At 62.8% G+C, this 13,390-nt stretch carries 16 protein-coding genes; 6 read left to right on the plus strand and 10 right to left on the minus strand.

Annotated elements, in window-relative coordinates; genetic code table 11:
• Position 1 precedes the first annotated feature (1 nt).
• The 3 genes from HU218_RS02055 to HU218_RS02065 all read right to left on the minus strand — a co-directional run bounded on the left by HU218_RS02055 (position 2) and on the right by HU218_RS02065 (position 3,052).
• Positions 2-325 carry a hypothetical protein gene (locus HU218_RS02055; RefSeq protein ID WP_174873282.1) on the minus strand — a complete coding sequence of 108 codons (324 nt, stop codon included), beginning with the start codon at positions 323-325 and terminating at the stop codon, positions 2-4.
• A complete protein-coding gene (locus tag HU218_RS02060) occupies positions 318-1,628 on the minus strand; it encodes a homoserine dehydrogenase (protein ID WP_174873283.1) in 1,311 nt (436 codons plus the stop codon). Before HU218_RS02060 ends, HU218_RS02055 begins: the two co-directional genes overlap by 8 nt.
• A gap of 194 nt (positions 1,629-1,822) precedes the next feature.
• A complete protein-coding gene (locus HU218_RS02065) occupies positions 1,823-3,052 on the minus strand; it encodes a pyridoxal phosphate-dependent aminotransferase (RefSeq protein ID WP_174873284.1) in 1,230 nt (409 codons plus the stop codon).
• A gap of 131 nt (positions 3,053-3,183) precedes the next feature.
• Here HU218_RS02065 and HU218_RS02070 point away from each other — a divergent pair, with 131 nt between their 5' ends.
• Positions 3,184-3,552, plus strand: a complete 369-nt coding sequence (locus HU218_RS02070; RefSeq protein WP_174873285.1) for an Mth938-like domain-containing protein — start codon at positions 3,184-3,186, stop codon at positions 3,550-3,552.
• Positions 3,552-3,902 carry a GlpM family protein gene (locus HU218_RS02075; protein WP_174873286.1) on the plus strand — a complete coding sequence of 117 codons (351 nt, stop codon included), beginning with the start codon at positions 3,552-3,554 and terminating at the stop codon, positions 3,900-3,902. The genes HU218_RS02070 and HU218_RS02075 overlap by 1 nt, the downstream gene beginning before the upstream one ends.
• 79 nt (positions 3,903-3,981) lie before the next feature.
• Here HU218_RS02075 and ubiB read toward each other — a convergent pair whose 3' ends face one another.
• The 7 genes from ubiB to queA form a co-directional block, all read right to left on the minus strand.
• Complete coding sequence (ubiB, locus tag HU218_RS02080; protein ID WP_174873287.1) at positions 3,982-5,514, minus strand: ubiquinone biosynthesis regulatory protein kinase UbiB; 1,533 nt, start codon at positions 5,512-5,514, stop codon at positions 3,982-3,984.
• Between the two features lie 162 nt (positions 5,515-5,676).
• The gene (locus HU218_RS02085) at positions 5,677-6,261 is read right to left on the minus strand and encodes a ubiquinone biosynthesis accessory factor UbiJ (protein WP_174873288.1); all 585 of its coding nucleotides are present in this window, start codon (positions 6,259-6,261) and stop codon (positions 5,677-5,679) included.
• Positions 6,262-6,354: 93 nt separating this feature from the next.
• The gene (locus HU218_RS02090; protein ID WP_174873289.1) at positions 6,355-7,026 is read right to left on the minus strand and encodes a YiaD family glycine zipper/OmpA-like lipoprotein; all 672 of its coding nucleotides are present in this window, start codon (positions 7,024-7,026) and stop codon (positions 6,355-6,357) included.
• Positions 7,023-7,571: a M15 family metallopeptidase gene (locus HU218_RS02095; protein ID WP_174873290.1), complete on the minus strand. Its 549-nt coding sequence runs from the start codon at positions 7,569-7,571 to the stop codon at positions 7,023-7,025. The genes HU218_RS02090 and HU218_RS02095 overlap by 4 nt, the downstream gene beginning before the upstream one ends.
• Positions 7,571-8,302 (minus strand): bifunctional demethylmenaquinone methyltransferase/2-methoxy-6-polyprenyl-1,4-benzoquinol methylase UbiE, encoded by a 732-nt coding sequence (gene ubiE, locus HU218_RS02100; protein ID WP_174873291.1) that lies wholly within the window; start codon positions 8,300-8,302, stop codon positions 7,571-7,573. Before ubiE ends, HU218_RS02095 begins: the two co-directional genes overlap by 1 nt.
• 2 nt (positions 8,303-8,304) lie before the next feature.
• On the minus strand, positions 8,305-8,676 hold the full coding sequence (locus HU218_RS02105; protein WP_174873371.1) for a gamma-butyrobetaine hydroxylase family protein: 372 nt from the start codon (positions 8,674-8,676) through the stop codon (positions 8,305-8,307).
• The gene (queA, locus tag HU218_RS02110) at positions 8,676-9,701 is read right to left on the minus strand and encodes a tRNA preQ1(34) S-adenosylmethionine ribosyltransferase-isomerase QueA (protein ID WP_174873292.1); all 1,026 of its coding nucleotides are present in this window, start codon (positions 9,699-9,701) and stop codon (positions 8,676-8,678) included. Before queA ends, HU218_RS02105 begins: the two co-directional genes overlap by 1 nt.
• Positions 9,702-9,980: 279 nt before the next feature.
• On the opposite strand from queA, the gene aroQ reads away from it, so the two are divergent.
• The 4 genes from aroQ (at position 9,981) to prmA (ending at position 13,318) form a co-directional block, all read left to right on the plus strand.
• A complete protein-coding gene (aroQ, locus tag HU218_RS02115) occupies positions 9,981-10,430 on the plus strand; it encodes a type II 3-dehydroquinate dehydratase (RefSeq protein WP_174873293.1) in 450 nt (149 codons plus the stop codon).
• Positions 10,431-10,458: 28 nt separating this feature from the next.
• Positions 10,459-10,920: an acetyl-CoA carboxylase biotin carboxyl carrier protein gene (accB, locus tag HU218_RS02120; RefSeq protein WP_174873294.1), complete on the plus strand. Its 462-nt coding sequence runs from the start codon at positions 10,459-10,461 to the stop codon at positions 10,918-10,920.
• A gap of 148 nt (positions 10,921-11,068) precedes the next feature.
• The gene (gene accC, locus HU218_RS02125) at positions 11,069-12,424 is read left to right on the plus strand and encodes an acetyl-CoA carboxylase biotin carboxylase subunit (protein ID WP_174873295.1); all 1,356 of its coding nucleotides are present in this window, start codon (positions 11,069-11,071) and stop codon (positions 12,422-12,424) included.
• 3 nt (positions 12,425-12,427) lie between these two features.
• Positions 12,428-13,318, plus strand: a complete 891-nt coding sequence (gene prmA / locus HU218_RS02130; RefSeq protein WP_174873296.1) for a 50S ribosomal protein L11 methyltransferase — start codon at positions 12,428-12,430, stop codon at positions 13,316-13,318.
• Positions 13,319-13,390: the final 72 nt, after the last annotated feature.

The raw sequence follows: 13,390 nt of genomic DNA on the forward strand, positions 1-13,390 counted from the left end.
GTCATTCCACCAGGGTATTCAGGCATTGCACGCCCACATTCAGCAGGCGGCCCTGCCACTTCGGCTCGCCCAGCAGGGCCTTGCCCTTGCTGGCGACTTCCCGCATTTCGTCATCACTGAGACTGGACACCAGCTTGTTGCTGGCACAGCCGCAGTAACTGTCCACCCGCTGCGGGGTGGACAGCAGCACGGGCAGCAAGGGCGTATTGTTGATCTTGCTGCGACAGGCCTCGCCCAGCTTCTGCTCGGCGACCGAGCGCGGCATCAACGTGGCGCAGCCTGCCAGCAGCAGGCACAACAACACGGCAATGCTGTGCTTAGCCATTGAGTTCTTCCATGCGCAGACGCACCACCTTGCCGGCGACGCTATCCAGCGCCTCGATGGCGGCGATGGCCTTGTTGACCGCCTTTTCCACTACACGATGGGTCAGGATCACGATCTCGGCGGAACCATCGGCAACCGCGCCTTTCTGGATCAGCGCTTCGATGGAAATGCCGTTTTCGGCCAACAGCCGGGTAATGTCGGCCATCACGCCGGCACGATCCGCCGCCTGGATGCGCAGATAGTAGCTGCTGACCACTTCCTCGATCGGCAGGATACGCAGGTCTTTCAGCTGGTCCGGCTGGAACGCCAAATGCGGGACACGGTGCCCCGGATCGGCAGTCATCAGACGGGTTACGTCCACCAGATCGGCCACCACGGCAGAAGCGGTCGGCAGTGCGCCGGCGCCCGGACCGTTGAACAGCGTCTGGCCAACGGCGTCGCCGCGCACCAGCACCGCGTTCATCACGCCGTTGACGTTGGCAATCAGCTGGTCTTCCGGAATCAGCGTCGGATGCACACGCAGCTCGACGCCCTGCTCGGTACGACGGGTCAGACCGATCAGCTTCACGCGGTAGCCCAGCTCCTCGGCGTACTGGATGTCCTTGCCTTCCAGCTTGCTGATGCCTTCCAGATAGCAGTTGTCGAACTGCATCGGGATACCGAAGGCAATCGCCGCCATGATGGTGAGCTTGTGGCCGGCGTCGTGGCCTTCCACGTCGAAAGTCGGGTCGGCTTCGGCATAACCCAGCGCCTGCGCCTCTTTCAGCACATCGGCAAAGTCAGCACCCTTCTCGCGCATTTCGGTGAGGATGAAGTTGGAGGTGCCGTTGATGATGCCGGCCAGCCACTCGATACGGTTGGCCGACAGGCCTTCGCGCAGCGCCTTGATGATGGGGATGCCACCGGCCACCGCGGCCTCGAACGCCACCATCACGCCTTTTTCCTGGGCGCGGGCAAAGATCTCGTTGCCATGTACCGCCAACAGTTTCTTGTTGGCCGTCACCACATGCTTGCCGTTGGCAATGGCCTGCAGCACCAGTTCCTTGGCCAAGGAGTCGCCACCGATCAACTCCACCACGATGTCCACGTCCGGGTTATTCACCACGGCAAACGGATCATCGGTTACGGTCACTTCCGGCCCCACCATTTCGCGGGCCAGTGCCACATTGCGGCGCGAAGCGATGGTCAGGCGGATCTCGCGCCCGGCGCGGCGGCTGATTTCTTCCGCGTTGCGCTTCAATACGGTGGCGACACCGCCACCGACCGTCCCCACACCCATCAGGCCAATATTGATTGGCTTCATAGTTAAACTCCTCAGTTCTGTTTATTTGTCCCTGGATCAAGATGTCCAGCGGGGCCGGCCACACCGGCCCGACTCGGCATCCTGCAGTCGCAACAAGGGGGCGCAAGCGCCCCCTCGATTTACCTGTCAGCCATGCCCCGCCGCCACCTTGCCTTTGACAAGGTGTTGCTGGCAGGCGGCATGGATATGGCGCATCAATCGGTACCGTGACGTTTGCGATAGTTTTCCAGAAAGCGGGCGATCCGGCTGATAGCCTCGGTCAGATCGTCGCTATTGGGTAGGAATACCACGCGGAAGTGATCCGGCGCAATCCAGTTGAAGCCACTGCCCTGCACCAGCAACACCCGCTCCTGTTGCAGCAATTCCAAGATGAACTGCTGGTCATCCTCGATCGGATAAATATCCGGATCCAGGCGCGGGAACAGGTACAGCGCGCCCTGCGGCTTGACGCAGGTTACCCCCGGAATAGCGGTGAGCAGCTTGTGCGCCAGATCGCGCTGGCGTGCCAGACGGCCACCCGGCGCCACCAGGTCATCGATGCTCTGGTAGCCGCCCAGCGCGGTCTGGATCGCGTACTGCGACGGCACGTTGGCACACAGCCGCATCGAGGCCAACATGTTGAGGCCCTCGATGTAGTCCTTACCGCGGCGCTTGTCGCCGGACAGGATCAGCCAGCCGGCGCGGTAGCCGCAGGCACGGTAGTTCTTGGACAGGCCGTTGAAGGTGCATACCATCAGGTCCGGTGCCAGCGAGGCGATGGAGGTATGGGTAGCGCCGTCGTACAGCACCTTGTCGTAGATTTCGTCGGCGTACAGCAACAGGCCGTACTCGCGCGCCACGTCCACCAGCTGCTGCAGAATATGGTCCGGATACAGCGCGCCGGTCGGGTTGTTCGGATTGATGATCACCAGCGCCTTGGTATTGGGGGTGATCTTGGCGCGAATGTCGGCAATCGACGGCAGCCAGCCGTTTTCCTCTTCGCACAAATAGTGTACCGGCTTGCCGCCGGCCAGGCTCACCGCCGCAGTCCACAACGGGTAGTCCGGCGCCGGCACCAGTACTTCGTCGCCATTGTCCAGCAGCGCCTGCATCGCCATCACGATCAGCTCGGACACGCCGTTGCCGATGTAGATGTCTTCCATGCCCACGTTCGGAATCTGCTTCTGCTGCGCGTAATGCATGATGGCCTTGCGCGCGGCAAACAGGCCCTTGGAATCGCAATAGCCGGAGGCGTTCTGCAGGTTGACGATCACGTCCTCAATAATCTCGTCCGGCGCGAAGAAGCCGAACGGGGCCGGGTTGCCGATATTGAGCTTGATGATGCGATGACCTTCCTCTTCCATGCGCTTGGCGTGTTCAAGCACCGGACCGCGAATGTCATAGCAGACGTTGGCGAGTTTTTGCGATTTCTGGATGGGCTGCATGGGCACTGTCACTGTTGTGGGGTTGGGGAGCTGTCTGTCCGCCGCTGCAACGTCTGGCCACGCTGCAGGCGGGTTATAATCCTATCCCAATACGTGGTGCACTGCACTACAACTGCCGACGGGATTCCACCATGAAATTACACGAAGCCAAAACTGCCGGAAGCAACCTGTTCACCGCCTACGGTACCGGCTATGTCGAGATCAACGGCGAGCGCCACAGCGGCAGCCTGATCGTCACCGGCGACAGCATCCAGCCGTGGGCCGCCAGCAGTTTCGAAACCCTGGCCGAAGAACATTTCAGCGCCCTGCTGGCACTGCAACCGGAGGTGGTGATCTTCGGCAGCGGCCAACGTCTGCGCTTTCCGCACCCGCGACTGACCGCCGCGCTGACCAATGCCGGCATCGGCGTGGAGGTGATGGACAGCAACGCCGCCTGCCGTACCTACAACATCCTGCTGGCCGAGGACCGCGCCGTCATCGCCGTGCTGCTGGGCGAATAATGACGTTCGACCTGGCGCTGGCCGGCAAGGCGCTACTGGGCGCACTGGCGGTGCTGCTGATCAGCCTGCTGTCGCAGAGCCGCTACTTCGTCATCGCCGGGCTGGTACCGCTGTTTCCCACCTTCGCGCTGCTTGCCCACTACATCGTCGGCAGCGAGCGCGGCACGCTGGCGCTACGCTACACCGCACTGTTCGGCCTTGGCTCGCTGCTGCCCTATGCCGTCTACCTGCTGGCGGTGTACGCGCTGGCCGAACGGCTGTCGCTGCCGCTGACGCTGCTGTCCGCCACCGCCTGCTGGGCCGTGGCCGCCGGCCTGTTGCTGTGGGGCTGGCAGTACTGGCTGCATTGAAGCTGCGGCCAACGTTGGCCGCAACGCACAAGGCCGCCCGTGGGCGGCCTTGTCTTTATCTGCACCACATGGACGCTGGCTAGCGTCCGAGCCAGCCGGCCAGCAGTAGCGCCGCCAGCAATACGGCAATCAGCAGCAGCAGGAAATTCTGCCGCTTCTGCTCGCGCATCAGCTGGATATAGCCCTGCACCAGCAGCTCGGTAGTCTGGCCGGACAGCGCCTCGTTCAGCTTGCGCGGCAGCGCCGGCAGCGTGGTGGCCCATTGCGGTGCCTCGTGCTTGAGGGTGCGCAGCAGGCCGCGCCAGCCGATCTGCTCGTTCATCCACTTGGTGAGGAACGGCTTGGCGGTGTCCCACAGATCCAGCTCCGGGTCCAGCTGCCGCCCCAGGCCTTCGATATTCAGCAGCGTCTTCTGCAGCAACACCAGCTGCGGCTGGATCTCCACGTTGAAGCGGCGGCTGGTCTCGAACAGCCGCAGCAGCACCATGCCGAAGGAAATCTGCGACAGCGGCTTGTTGAAGATCGGCTCGCACACCGTGCGCACCGCCGCTTCCAGTTCCTCGGCGCGGGTTTCCTTGGGCACCCAGCCGGATTCGATGTGGGCGGTGGCGACGCGGTGGTAGTCGCGGTTGAAGAAAGCCAGGAAATTCACCGCCAGGTAGTGCTTGTCGGTTTCGGTGAGGCTGCCGACGATGCCGAAATCCAGCGCGATATAGCGGCCGTCGTCGGCGACGAAGATATTGCCCGGGTGCATGTCGGCATGGAAGAAGCCATGACGGAACACCTGGGTGAAGAAGATTTCCACGCCGAAACGGCTGAGCTTCTTCAGATCGACGCCGGCTTCGCGCAGGCGCTCGATCTGCCCCACCGGAATGCCGTCCATCCACTGCAGCGTCAGTACGTCGCGGCTGCTGTAGTCGTAGTACACCTCCGGCACAATCAGCATGTCGCTGCCGATAAAGTTGCGATGCAGCTGGCTGGCGTTGCCGGCTTCGTGCATCAGGTCCAGCTCGTCGTGCAGGTGACGGTCGAACTCGGCCACCACCTCGCGCGGCTTCAGCCGCTTGCCATCCGGCAGGAAACGCTCCGCCAGCCCGGCCAGCACCGCCAGCAACGCCAGATCCTGCTCGATCACCGGCTTGATCGCCGGCCGCAGCACCTTCACCGCCACCGGCAGCCCCGGCTTGCCATCCTGGCCATGCAAGCGCGCGCGATGCACCTGCGCCACCGAGGCGCTGGCCACCGGCACATCGTCGAATTCGTCGTACAACTCGGCAATCGGCCGCCCCAGGCTCTGCTCGATCACCGCGCGGGCGGTGGCAGAATCGAACGGCGGTACCTTGTCCTGCAGCCGCGCCAGCTCGTCGGCGTAATCTTCCGGCAGCAGGTCGCGGCGGGTGGACAGTACCTGACCGAACTTGACGAAGATCGGCCCCAGGCTTTCCAGCGCCAGCCGCACCCGCACCGGCCGCGGCAACGACAGGTCGCGCGGCAGCGGCGTCAGGCGGAACAGCCAGTGCAGCAGCCGCACCCGCGGACGATCGACCAGGAAGTCATCCAGGCCATAACGGTAAAAAGTGGCAACGATCTTGGCGAGCCGCGCGATACGCATGATGGGTTCAGTCGAGAGAAAAGTGGAGGTGCCGCCGCAGCGCAAGGTTGGCCGCAGGCATACAAAGCGCGAAGCATAGTCGCGCCGGGGCGGGCTTTGCAACGCCGGCGCCGTGGCCGGCAAGAAAAAACCGGTGCCTGGGCACCGGTTGCTGGCGACATATCAGCGTACTGGCGGCTTGTCTGCCAGCTGCTGTTGCAACAGCGCCAGCCGCTTGTCGAAACGGTCTGCATCCTCGCGCAACACGTCCACGGCGGCAACGAAGCTAGCGACATCCTGCTTGCGCGCCAGCAGCGGCGCTTCTTCGCGCAGATGTTCTACCCAGTTCTCCAGCAGCCGGCCGCCGATTTCGCCCTTGATGCCGAACAGGCTGCGCACAAAGCCCTGCACCCGGTTGGCCGCCACATCGCCCACCAGCCGCGACAGGTCTTCGGTGGCGTCCCACTGCAGCCGCCGCACGATGCGGCCAACCTCGGTGGCCAGTTCGATATCGCCTTCCAGCACGATGTCGGACAACGCCGGCTCGCGACCGGACAGCTGCGCCAGCGCCACGCCGTGCTTCAGCCGCAAGCGTGCTTCCGGCTCGCCCTCGCAGGCGGCCAGCCAGCCATCGGCCGTCACCACGCCGGCCAGATCGATCGGCGGCAGGGTAATGGCGATGCGGCGCCCGGCATGCAGCGCCAGGTCGGCGCGTACTTCCGGATGCTGGTTCAGCAGGTGGTTAAAGGTGGCGATGCGCAGCCCCATGGTCAGAGTCCTTATCCGTTACGTTGCCCGCTATTGCGGCCAACAGCAGGCTATGCTGCCATCGGCCAGCTGGCGGGCAGATCGCTACCCGGCTTACTGCACTACCGGAATGATGTGGATTTCCACGCGGCGGTTCAGCTGCTTGCCGGCTTCGCTACCGTTATCGGCACGCGGACGGCTGGCGCCATAACCGATCGACTGCATACGTTCCTGCTGCACGCCCTTGGACGACAGGTACTGTTCTACCGAGGCGGCACGCTGTTCGGACAGCGGCTGGTTGATGCGGTCGTTGCCGGAAGAGTCGGTGTGGCCTTCGATATCCAGCGTGGTCTTGCCGTACTTGCGCACGATGCCGGCAATGGTATCCAGCGTCGGCAGGAAGCCGGACTTCAGTGCGGCGGAGCTGCTGTCAAAGGCGGTGGCCGAGGTCATCACCACGGTCAGGCTCTTGTCGGCATTACGCTGCAGCTCGATGGCGCCGGACTTGATCTGCGGTGCCAGCTGCTTTTCAAAATCCTTGGCCTGGCTATCCATATAGGCACCGACACCGGCACCGGCCAGACCACCGCCAATGGCGCCGATCACCGCACCCTTGTTGCGGTTGCCCTTGCCGGCCACGGCGGCACCCAGCACTGCCCCGCCGATGGTGCCGATGACGGCACCCTGCTGGGTGTTGGTGTACTGGTCCATATTGGCACAGCCGCCGGCCAGCAGCGCGGCGGAAATCAGGGTAACCAGGGTGGTCGTGGAAAGACGCTTGTTCATACTTGTTGCTCCTTGGGGGTACGCGGATCAGGCGTTTGCCAGCACCAGTGCCACGGCTCGTACAAATAGCCGTCGGCATTGCCGGCCGGATAGCTGAGCGTAAAACCGAAGCGGCCGGCATGGGCAGTCAGCCATGCATACGCCGCCGTGGTTTCAAACTCCTGCTCCAGCAGCGGCGAGCCCGGCGTGCCGATGTCGATGGCTCGCCCGGTATGGTGTTCGCTGTAGCCCGGTGCGGCGCTGACCCGCAAAATTTCTTCCAGACGTTGGCCGCGCGCCAGTTTGGCGGCGACGATTTCATGCTGACGGGCGATGCTGCGGAAGGCCGATACCAGAAACAGGCTGATGCCATCGGCCGCCGCCGCATCGCGCAGCTGCTGCCATGCGACCGCGGCCGGGGCAATCAGTTCGAATACGCGGCCATCCGCGCCGCGATCCGCCTCGACCAGTGCAGCCGGCTCGGCATGCAGCCGCAGGCCGCGTGCGGCCAACGTTTGCGGGTCGATGCCCAGCTCCGCCAGCCGCTGCGCCAGCATCATGCTCATCAGAACTTGACGCCCTTGTGCAGCGCGACCACGCCGCCAGTCATATTGTGGTAATCGACGCGGCCAAAACCGGCCTCCAGCATCATCTGCTTCAGGGTTTCCTGATCCGGGTGCATGCGGATCGATTCGGCCAGGTACTGGTAGCTGTCGGCATCACCGGCCACCAGCTTGCCCATCACCGGCAGCGCCTTGAAGGAATAGAAGTCGTAGAACGGCGACAGCGGCTTCCAGACCTTGGAAAACTCCAGCACGAACAGCTTGCCGCCCGGCTTCAGCACGCGGCACATCTCTTTCAGCGCCGCGTCCTTGTGCGTCATATTGCGCAGGCCGAACGCCACCGACACCGCGTCAAAGTAGTTGTCCGGAAACGGCAGCTTCTCGGCATCGGCCAGCGATACCGGCAGCATCATGCCTTCATCCAGCAGCCGGTCGCGGCCAACGGTCAGCATCGAGCTGTTGATGTCGGTGAGCCACACTTCGCCGCTCTTGCCCACGCGCTTGGCCCAGCCGCGCGCCAGATCGCCGGTTCCGCCGGCAATATCCAGCACCTTGTCGCCCGGGCGCACGCCGGAAGTGGTCAGCGTGAAATGCTTCCACACGCGATGCAGGCCGCCGGACATCAGGTCGTTCATCACGTCGTACTTCTGCGCCACCGAATGGAATACCTCGGCCACCTTGCCGGCCTTTTCGGTTTCTTCTACCGATTTGAAGCCAAAGTGCGTCTTGCTCATGTTTACTCCCTGCCCGCGCCGGCAGCGGCGAGGCGATTCAGATAATCCTGCCAGTACTGGTCGTGCTTCACGCCCAGCTCGTATAGATAGGCCCAGCTGAACAAGCCGCTGTCGTGGCCATCGCTGAACACGATCTTCAGCGCGTAATGGCCGACCGGCTCCAGCGCGGTGATGGCCACGTGCTTCTTGCCGACTTGCAGCACCTCGTTGCCGACACCGTGCCCGCGTACCTCGGCCGACGGCGAGTACACCCGCAGATACTCGGCACTCAGGCTGAAACTGGCGCCGTCGTCGTAGCTGATTTCCAGCTGCTGCGACACGGCGTGCAGCTTGATTTCCAGCGGGCTGGCACTGTCGTGAGTCAAACCGCTCATCATGGTTCCTTGCGGGTAAGCAGCATGGCATCGCCATAGCTGAAGAACATGTACTGCTGCGCCACCGCATGGGCATAGGCGGCGCGCATTTCCTGGTAACCGGCAAACGCCGACACCAGCATCAGCAGCGTGGACTTGGGCAGGTGGAAGTTGGTCAGCAACTTGTCCACCACCTGGAAGCGGTAGCCTGGGGTAATAAAGATGTCAGTCTCGCCGCGACCGGCGCGCAGTTCGCCACCGCGGGCGGCCGATTCCAGTGCGCGCATACTGGTGGTCCCCACCGCCAGCACCTTGCGGCCAACCTTATGCGCGGCATGGATGGCATCGACCGTGGCCTGCGGCACGTCGTAGATCTCGCTGTGCATCTTGTGCTCGGCGATATTCTCCACCCGCACCGGCTGGAAGGTACCGGCGCCGACGTGCAGGGTGACATTGCACAGCTGCACGCCCTTGTCGCGCAGTTGCTGCAGCATGGCATCGGTAAAGTGCAGGCCGGCGGTGGGCGCGGCCACCGCGCCTTTTTCGCGGGCGTACACCGTCTGGTAGCGCTCGTCGTCATCGGCGTCGGTATCGCGCTCGATATACGGCGGCAACGGCAGCTTGCCGGATTCGTCCAGGATGTCGAACACGTTGGCCGCATCCAGAAACTTCAGGTGGAACAGTTCGCCGTCGCGCGCCAGCATCTCGGCCTGCCAGCGGCCGGCAAAGGTCATGCGTGTTCCCGGCTTGGGCGACTTGCTGGCGCGCACATGCGCCAGCACTTCATGTTCGTTCAGCACCCGCTCCACCAGCGCCTCGATCTTGCCGCCGCTGTCCTTTTCACCGAACAGGCGCGCCTTGATCACGCGGGTATCGTTGAACACCATCACGTCGCCGGCCTGCAACTGGCTGGCAAACTCGGTAAAGCGGCTGTCCTGCAGCTGCGCGCCATTCACCAGCAGCAGACGGCTGCTGCCGCGCTCGAGCGGCGGGTGCTGGGCGATCAGGTTATCGGGCAAGTGGTAATCGAAGTCGGAAACGTGCATGGCGGGCTTCATCTACTAAACCGGCGGATTATACCTTTTGCCTGCCGCACCGCGACAACAAGCGCATCTTGCGGCATATCAAGCCAGTCCTAACAGACAGGCACAGTCGTGCGACAACATCGTTACAATGCGCCAGCTCCATTAGTGCTTTCACTCCAAAGCGCGGCATTTTGCCAACAGCCAGCACCGGCAAACAATCGTTTGAAATGCCGCAATTACTGGACATCTTGCAGCCAATTGCGGCAAACTCGCGCCCATATCAAAACAGGGACTGACATCTTGACCCGAAAAATCCTCGTGCTGCACGGCCCCAATCTGAACCTACTCGGACTGCGCGAGCCACAGCACTACGGCCGGGACACCCTGGATGACATCAATAACCGCCTGCGTGAACAGGCACTGGCTGCAGGTTTCGAACTGGACGTTTTGCAAAGCAATGCCGAGCATGTCCTGATCGACCGCATCCATGCCTGCCTATCCGACGGGACGGCGATGATCATCATTAATCCGGCAGCCTTTACCCATACCAGTGTCGCCGTGCGCGACGCTATCGCCGGTGTCAAGGTGCCGTTTATCGAAGTCCACCTGTCCAACGTCCACGCCCGCGAACCGTTCCGCCAGCACTCGTATTTTTCCGATCTGGCGGTCGGCGTCATTTGCGGTCTGGGCGCTCATGGCTACGAGCTGGCCCTGGCCCACGCGATGAAGCGTCTGGCCGTGCCGGCATAACACCCGAATATCTATCCGAAGGAAAACCATGGACCTGCGCAAACTGAAAAAGCTGATCGATCTCGTCGAGGAATCCGGCATTGCTGAACTCGAAGTGACCGAAGGCGAAGAAAAAGTTCGCATCACCCGTGTCTCCGCCAACCACGCTGTGGCCATGGCCCAGCCGATGCATTATCAGGTTGCCCCGCAGATGGCTGCCGCCCCGGCCGCGGCTGCCGCACCGGCCGCCGAAGCTGCCCCCGCCGCTGCCGACATGAGCAAGGCCCAGAAGTCGCCGATGGTCGGCACCTTCTACAGCAAGCCGAGCCCGGATGCCGAGCCGTTCGTTAAAGTCGGTCAGAGCGTGAATGTAGGCGACACCCTGTGCATCATCGAAGCGATGAAGCTGATGAACGAAATCGAAGCCGAGCGCGCCGGTGTGGTGAAAGCCATCCTGGTTGACGACGGCCAGCCGGTTGAATACGGCGAACCGCTGTTCATCATCGAATAAGCGGCCAACGTGTAGCATGCTGACGATAGGGCACGACAGAGTGCCCTTTCCGTTTTTGACGTGTTGTTAGGGCTGGCAGAACAGCCCGGGCAAAACCGCTGCCGCACTGGCCAGGCCTGCACAGCGGAAGTTGCCAGGAGATACGATCATGTTTGAAAAAATCCTCATCGCCAACCGTGGCGAGATTGCGCTGCGAATCCAGCGCGCCTGCCGCGAAATGGGCATCAAGACCGTCGTCGTGCACTCCGAAGCCGACCGCGAAGCCAAATACGTGAAGTTGGCCGATGAATCGGTGTGTATCGGCCCGGCGCCGTCCAGCCAGAGCTATCTGAATGTACCGGCACTGATCGCCGCCGCCGAAGTCACCGATGCCCAGGCCATTCACCCGGGCTACGGCTTCCTGTCGGAAAACGCCGACTTTGCCGAGCGCGTCGAGCAGTCCGGCTTTGTATTCATCGGCCCGCGCCCGGAAACCATCCGCATGATGGGCGACAAGGTTTCCGCCAAGCAGGCCATGATCGAAGCCGGCGTACCGACCGTACCCGGCGTGGCCGGTGCGCTGCCGGACGATCCGGCGGAAATCACCAAGATTGCCCGCAAGATCGGCTTCCCGGTGATCATCAAGGCCGCCGGTGGTGGCGGTGGCCGCGGCATGCGCGTGGTGCATACCGAAGCCGCACTGATCAGCTCGGTGAATATGACGCGTACCGAAGCCGGCGCTGCCTTTGGCAACCCGACCGTGTACATGGAAAAATTCCTGGAGCAGCCGCGCCACATCGAGATCCAGGTACTGTCCGACGAGCACGGCAACGCCGTGTATCTGGGCGAGCGTGACTGCTCGATGCAGCGCCGCCACCAGAAGATCATCGAAGAAGCGCCGGCGCCGGGCATCACCGCCGAACAGCGCAAGCGCATTGGCGAGGCCTGCGCCGACGCCTGCCGTCGCATCGGTTATCGCGGCGCCGGTACTTTCGAATTCCTGTACGAAAACGGCGAGTTCTATTTCATCGAGATGAACACCCGCGTCCAGGTTGAGCATCCGGTGACCGAACTGATCACCGGCATCGATATCGTGCAGGAACAGATCCGCATCGCCGCCGGCCTGCCGCTGCGCTTCAAGCAGAAGGACATCCACTTCCGTGGCCATGCCATGGAGTGCCGTATCAATGCGGAAGATCCGTTCAGCTTCATCCCGTCGCCGGGCAAGATCGAGAGCTACCATCCGGCCGGTGGCCCGGGCATCCGTATCGACTCGCACATTTACCAGGGCTACACCGTTCCGCCGCACTATGATTCCATGATCGCCAAGCTGATCGCCTTCGGCGACACCCGCGATCAGGCCATGGCCCGCATGCGCGTGGCACTGTCGGAAATGGCGGTGACCGGTATCAAGACCAACATCCCGCTGCATCAGGAACTGTTCCTGGATGGCGAGTTCCGTCACGGCGGCACCAGCATCCACTATCTGGAAGAGCGACTGGCACAGCTGAAGAAAGGTAGTTAAACCATGGCCTGGCTGCAAGCCACCATTCATGCCGATTCGGTGATCGCCGAAAAGCTGGCCGACGTCCTGATGGATGTCGGCGCCCTGTCGGCCACCATCGAGGACGCGCTGGCCGGCACCGCCGAGGAACAGCCGATTTTCGGCGAGCCGGGCGAGCCGGTTGACCAGCTGTGGAGTCACAGCCTGATCAACGCGCTGTTCGCCGAAGATGCCGATGTGGCACTGATGATCGCCGCGGCCGCCAACCAGTGCCGCATCGCGGTACCGCAGTACAGCGTTGGCCGCGTGGAGGAGCAAGACTGGGTGCGCCTGACGCAAAGCCAGTTCGACCCGATACGCATCTCCGACCGGCTGTGGATTACCCCGACCTGGCATGTGTCGCCGGACCCGGCGGCCATCAATCTGCAACTGGATCCCGGCCTGGCGTTCGGTACCGGCAGCCACCCCACCACGCGACTGTGCCTGCAGTGGCTGGACAGCCAGATCAAGGGCGGCGAGAGCGTGCTCGACTACGGTTGCGGTTCCGGCATTCTGGCGATTGCCGCCATGAAACTGGGCGCCGGCTACACCCGCGGTATCGACATCGATGCCCAGGCGGTGCGCGCCAGTATCGATAATGCCGTGCAAAACAGCGTCAGCGGCGATTTCGGCCTGCCAGACAGCCTGCAAGCCGGCGAATACGACGTTGTCGTGGCCAACATTCTGGCCAATCCGCTACGCATGCTGGGTGAATTGCTGGCAAGCCACGTGAAAACCGGTGGTAAAATCGTGCTGTCCGGCATTCTGGCCGAACAGGCCGAGGAATTGTCCGCGATCTACGCCCAGTGGTTCGACATGGACCCAGCGGTATTCGACGAAGGCTGGACACGCCTGAGTGGCAGCAAACGCGCCTGATACCGTGTCAACGTCGTACCGAGGGTCGCCGGCCATGCCGGCGGCCCTTTTTTCCGGCGGCCAACCATACAA

Origin of the sequence: Vogesella oryzae (assembly GCF_902829295.1) — a bacterium.
GTDB lineage: Bacteria > Pseudomonadota > Gammaproteobacteria > Burkholderiales > Chromobacteriaceae > Vogesella > Vogesella oryzae.

Bases quoted from the DNA above. Each gene is read 5' to 3' on its own strand.
- HU218_RS02055 (WP_174873282.1), bottom strand. From the start codon at position 325: ATGGCTAAGCACAGCATTGCCGTGTTGTTGTGCCTGCTGCTGGCAGGC.
- accB (WP_174873294.1), top strand. From the start codon at position 10,459: ATGGACCTGCGCAAACTGAAAAAGCTGATCGATCTCGTCGAGGAATCC.
- queA (WP_174873292.1), bottom strand. From the start codon at position 9,701: ATGCACGTTTCCGACTTCGATTACCACTTGCCCGATAACCTGATCGCC.
- accC (WP_174873295.1), top strand. From the start codon at position 11,069: ATGTTTGAAAAAATCCTCATCGCCAACCGTGGCGAGATTGCGCTGCGA.
- HU218_RS02070 (WP_174873285.1), top strand. From the start codon at position 3,184: ATGAAATTACACGAAGCCAAAACTGCCGGAAGCAACCTGTTCACCGCC.
- HU218_RS02065 (WP_174873284.1), bottom strand. From the start codon at position 3,052: ATGCAGCCCATCCAGAAATCGCAAAAACTCGCCAACGTCTGCTATGAC.
- ubiE (WP_174873291.1), bottom strand. From the start codon at position 8,302: ATGAGCAAGACGCACTTTGGCTTCAAATCGGTAGAAGAAACCGAAAAG.
- HU218_RS02075 (WP_174873286.1), top strand. From the start codon at position 3,552: ATGACGTTCGACCTGGCGCTGGCCGGCAAGGCGCTACTGGGCGCACTG.
- prmA (WP_174873296.1), top strand. From the start codon at position 12,428: ATGGCCTGGCTGCAAGCCACCATTCATGCCGATTCGGTGATCGCCGAA.
- HU218_RS02105 (WP_174873371.1), bottom strand. From the start codon at position 8,676: ATGAGCGGTTTGACTCACGACAGTGCCAGCCCGCTGGAAATCAAGCTG.
- HU218_RS02085 (WP_174873288.1), bottom strand. From the start codon at position 6,261: ATGGGGCTGCGCATCGCCACCTTTAACCACCTGCTGAACCAGCATCCG.
- HU218_RS02095 (WP_174873290.1), bottom strand. From the start codon at position 7,571: ATGAGCATGATGCTGGCGCAGCGGCTGGCGGAGCTGGGCATCGACCCG.
- ubiB (WP_174873287.1), bottom strand. From the start codon at position 5,514: ATGCGTATCGCGCGGCTCGCCAAGATCGTTGCCACTTTTTACCGTTAT.
- HU218_RS02060 (WP_174873283.1), bottom strand. From the start codon at position 1,628: ATGAAGCCAATCAATATTGGCCTGATGGGTGTGGGGACGGTCGGTGGC.
- HU218_RS02090 (WP_174873289.1), bottom strand. From the start codon at position 7,026: ATGAACAAGCGTCTTTCCACGACCACCCTGGTTACCCTGATTTCCGCC.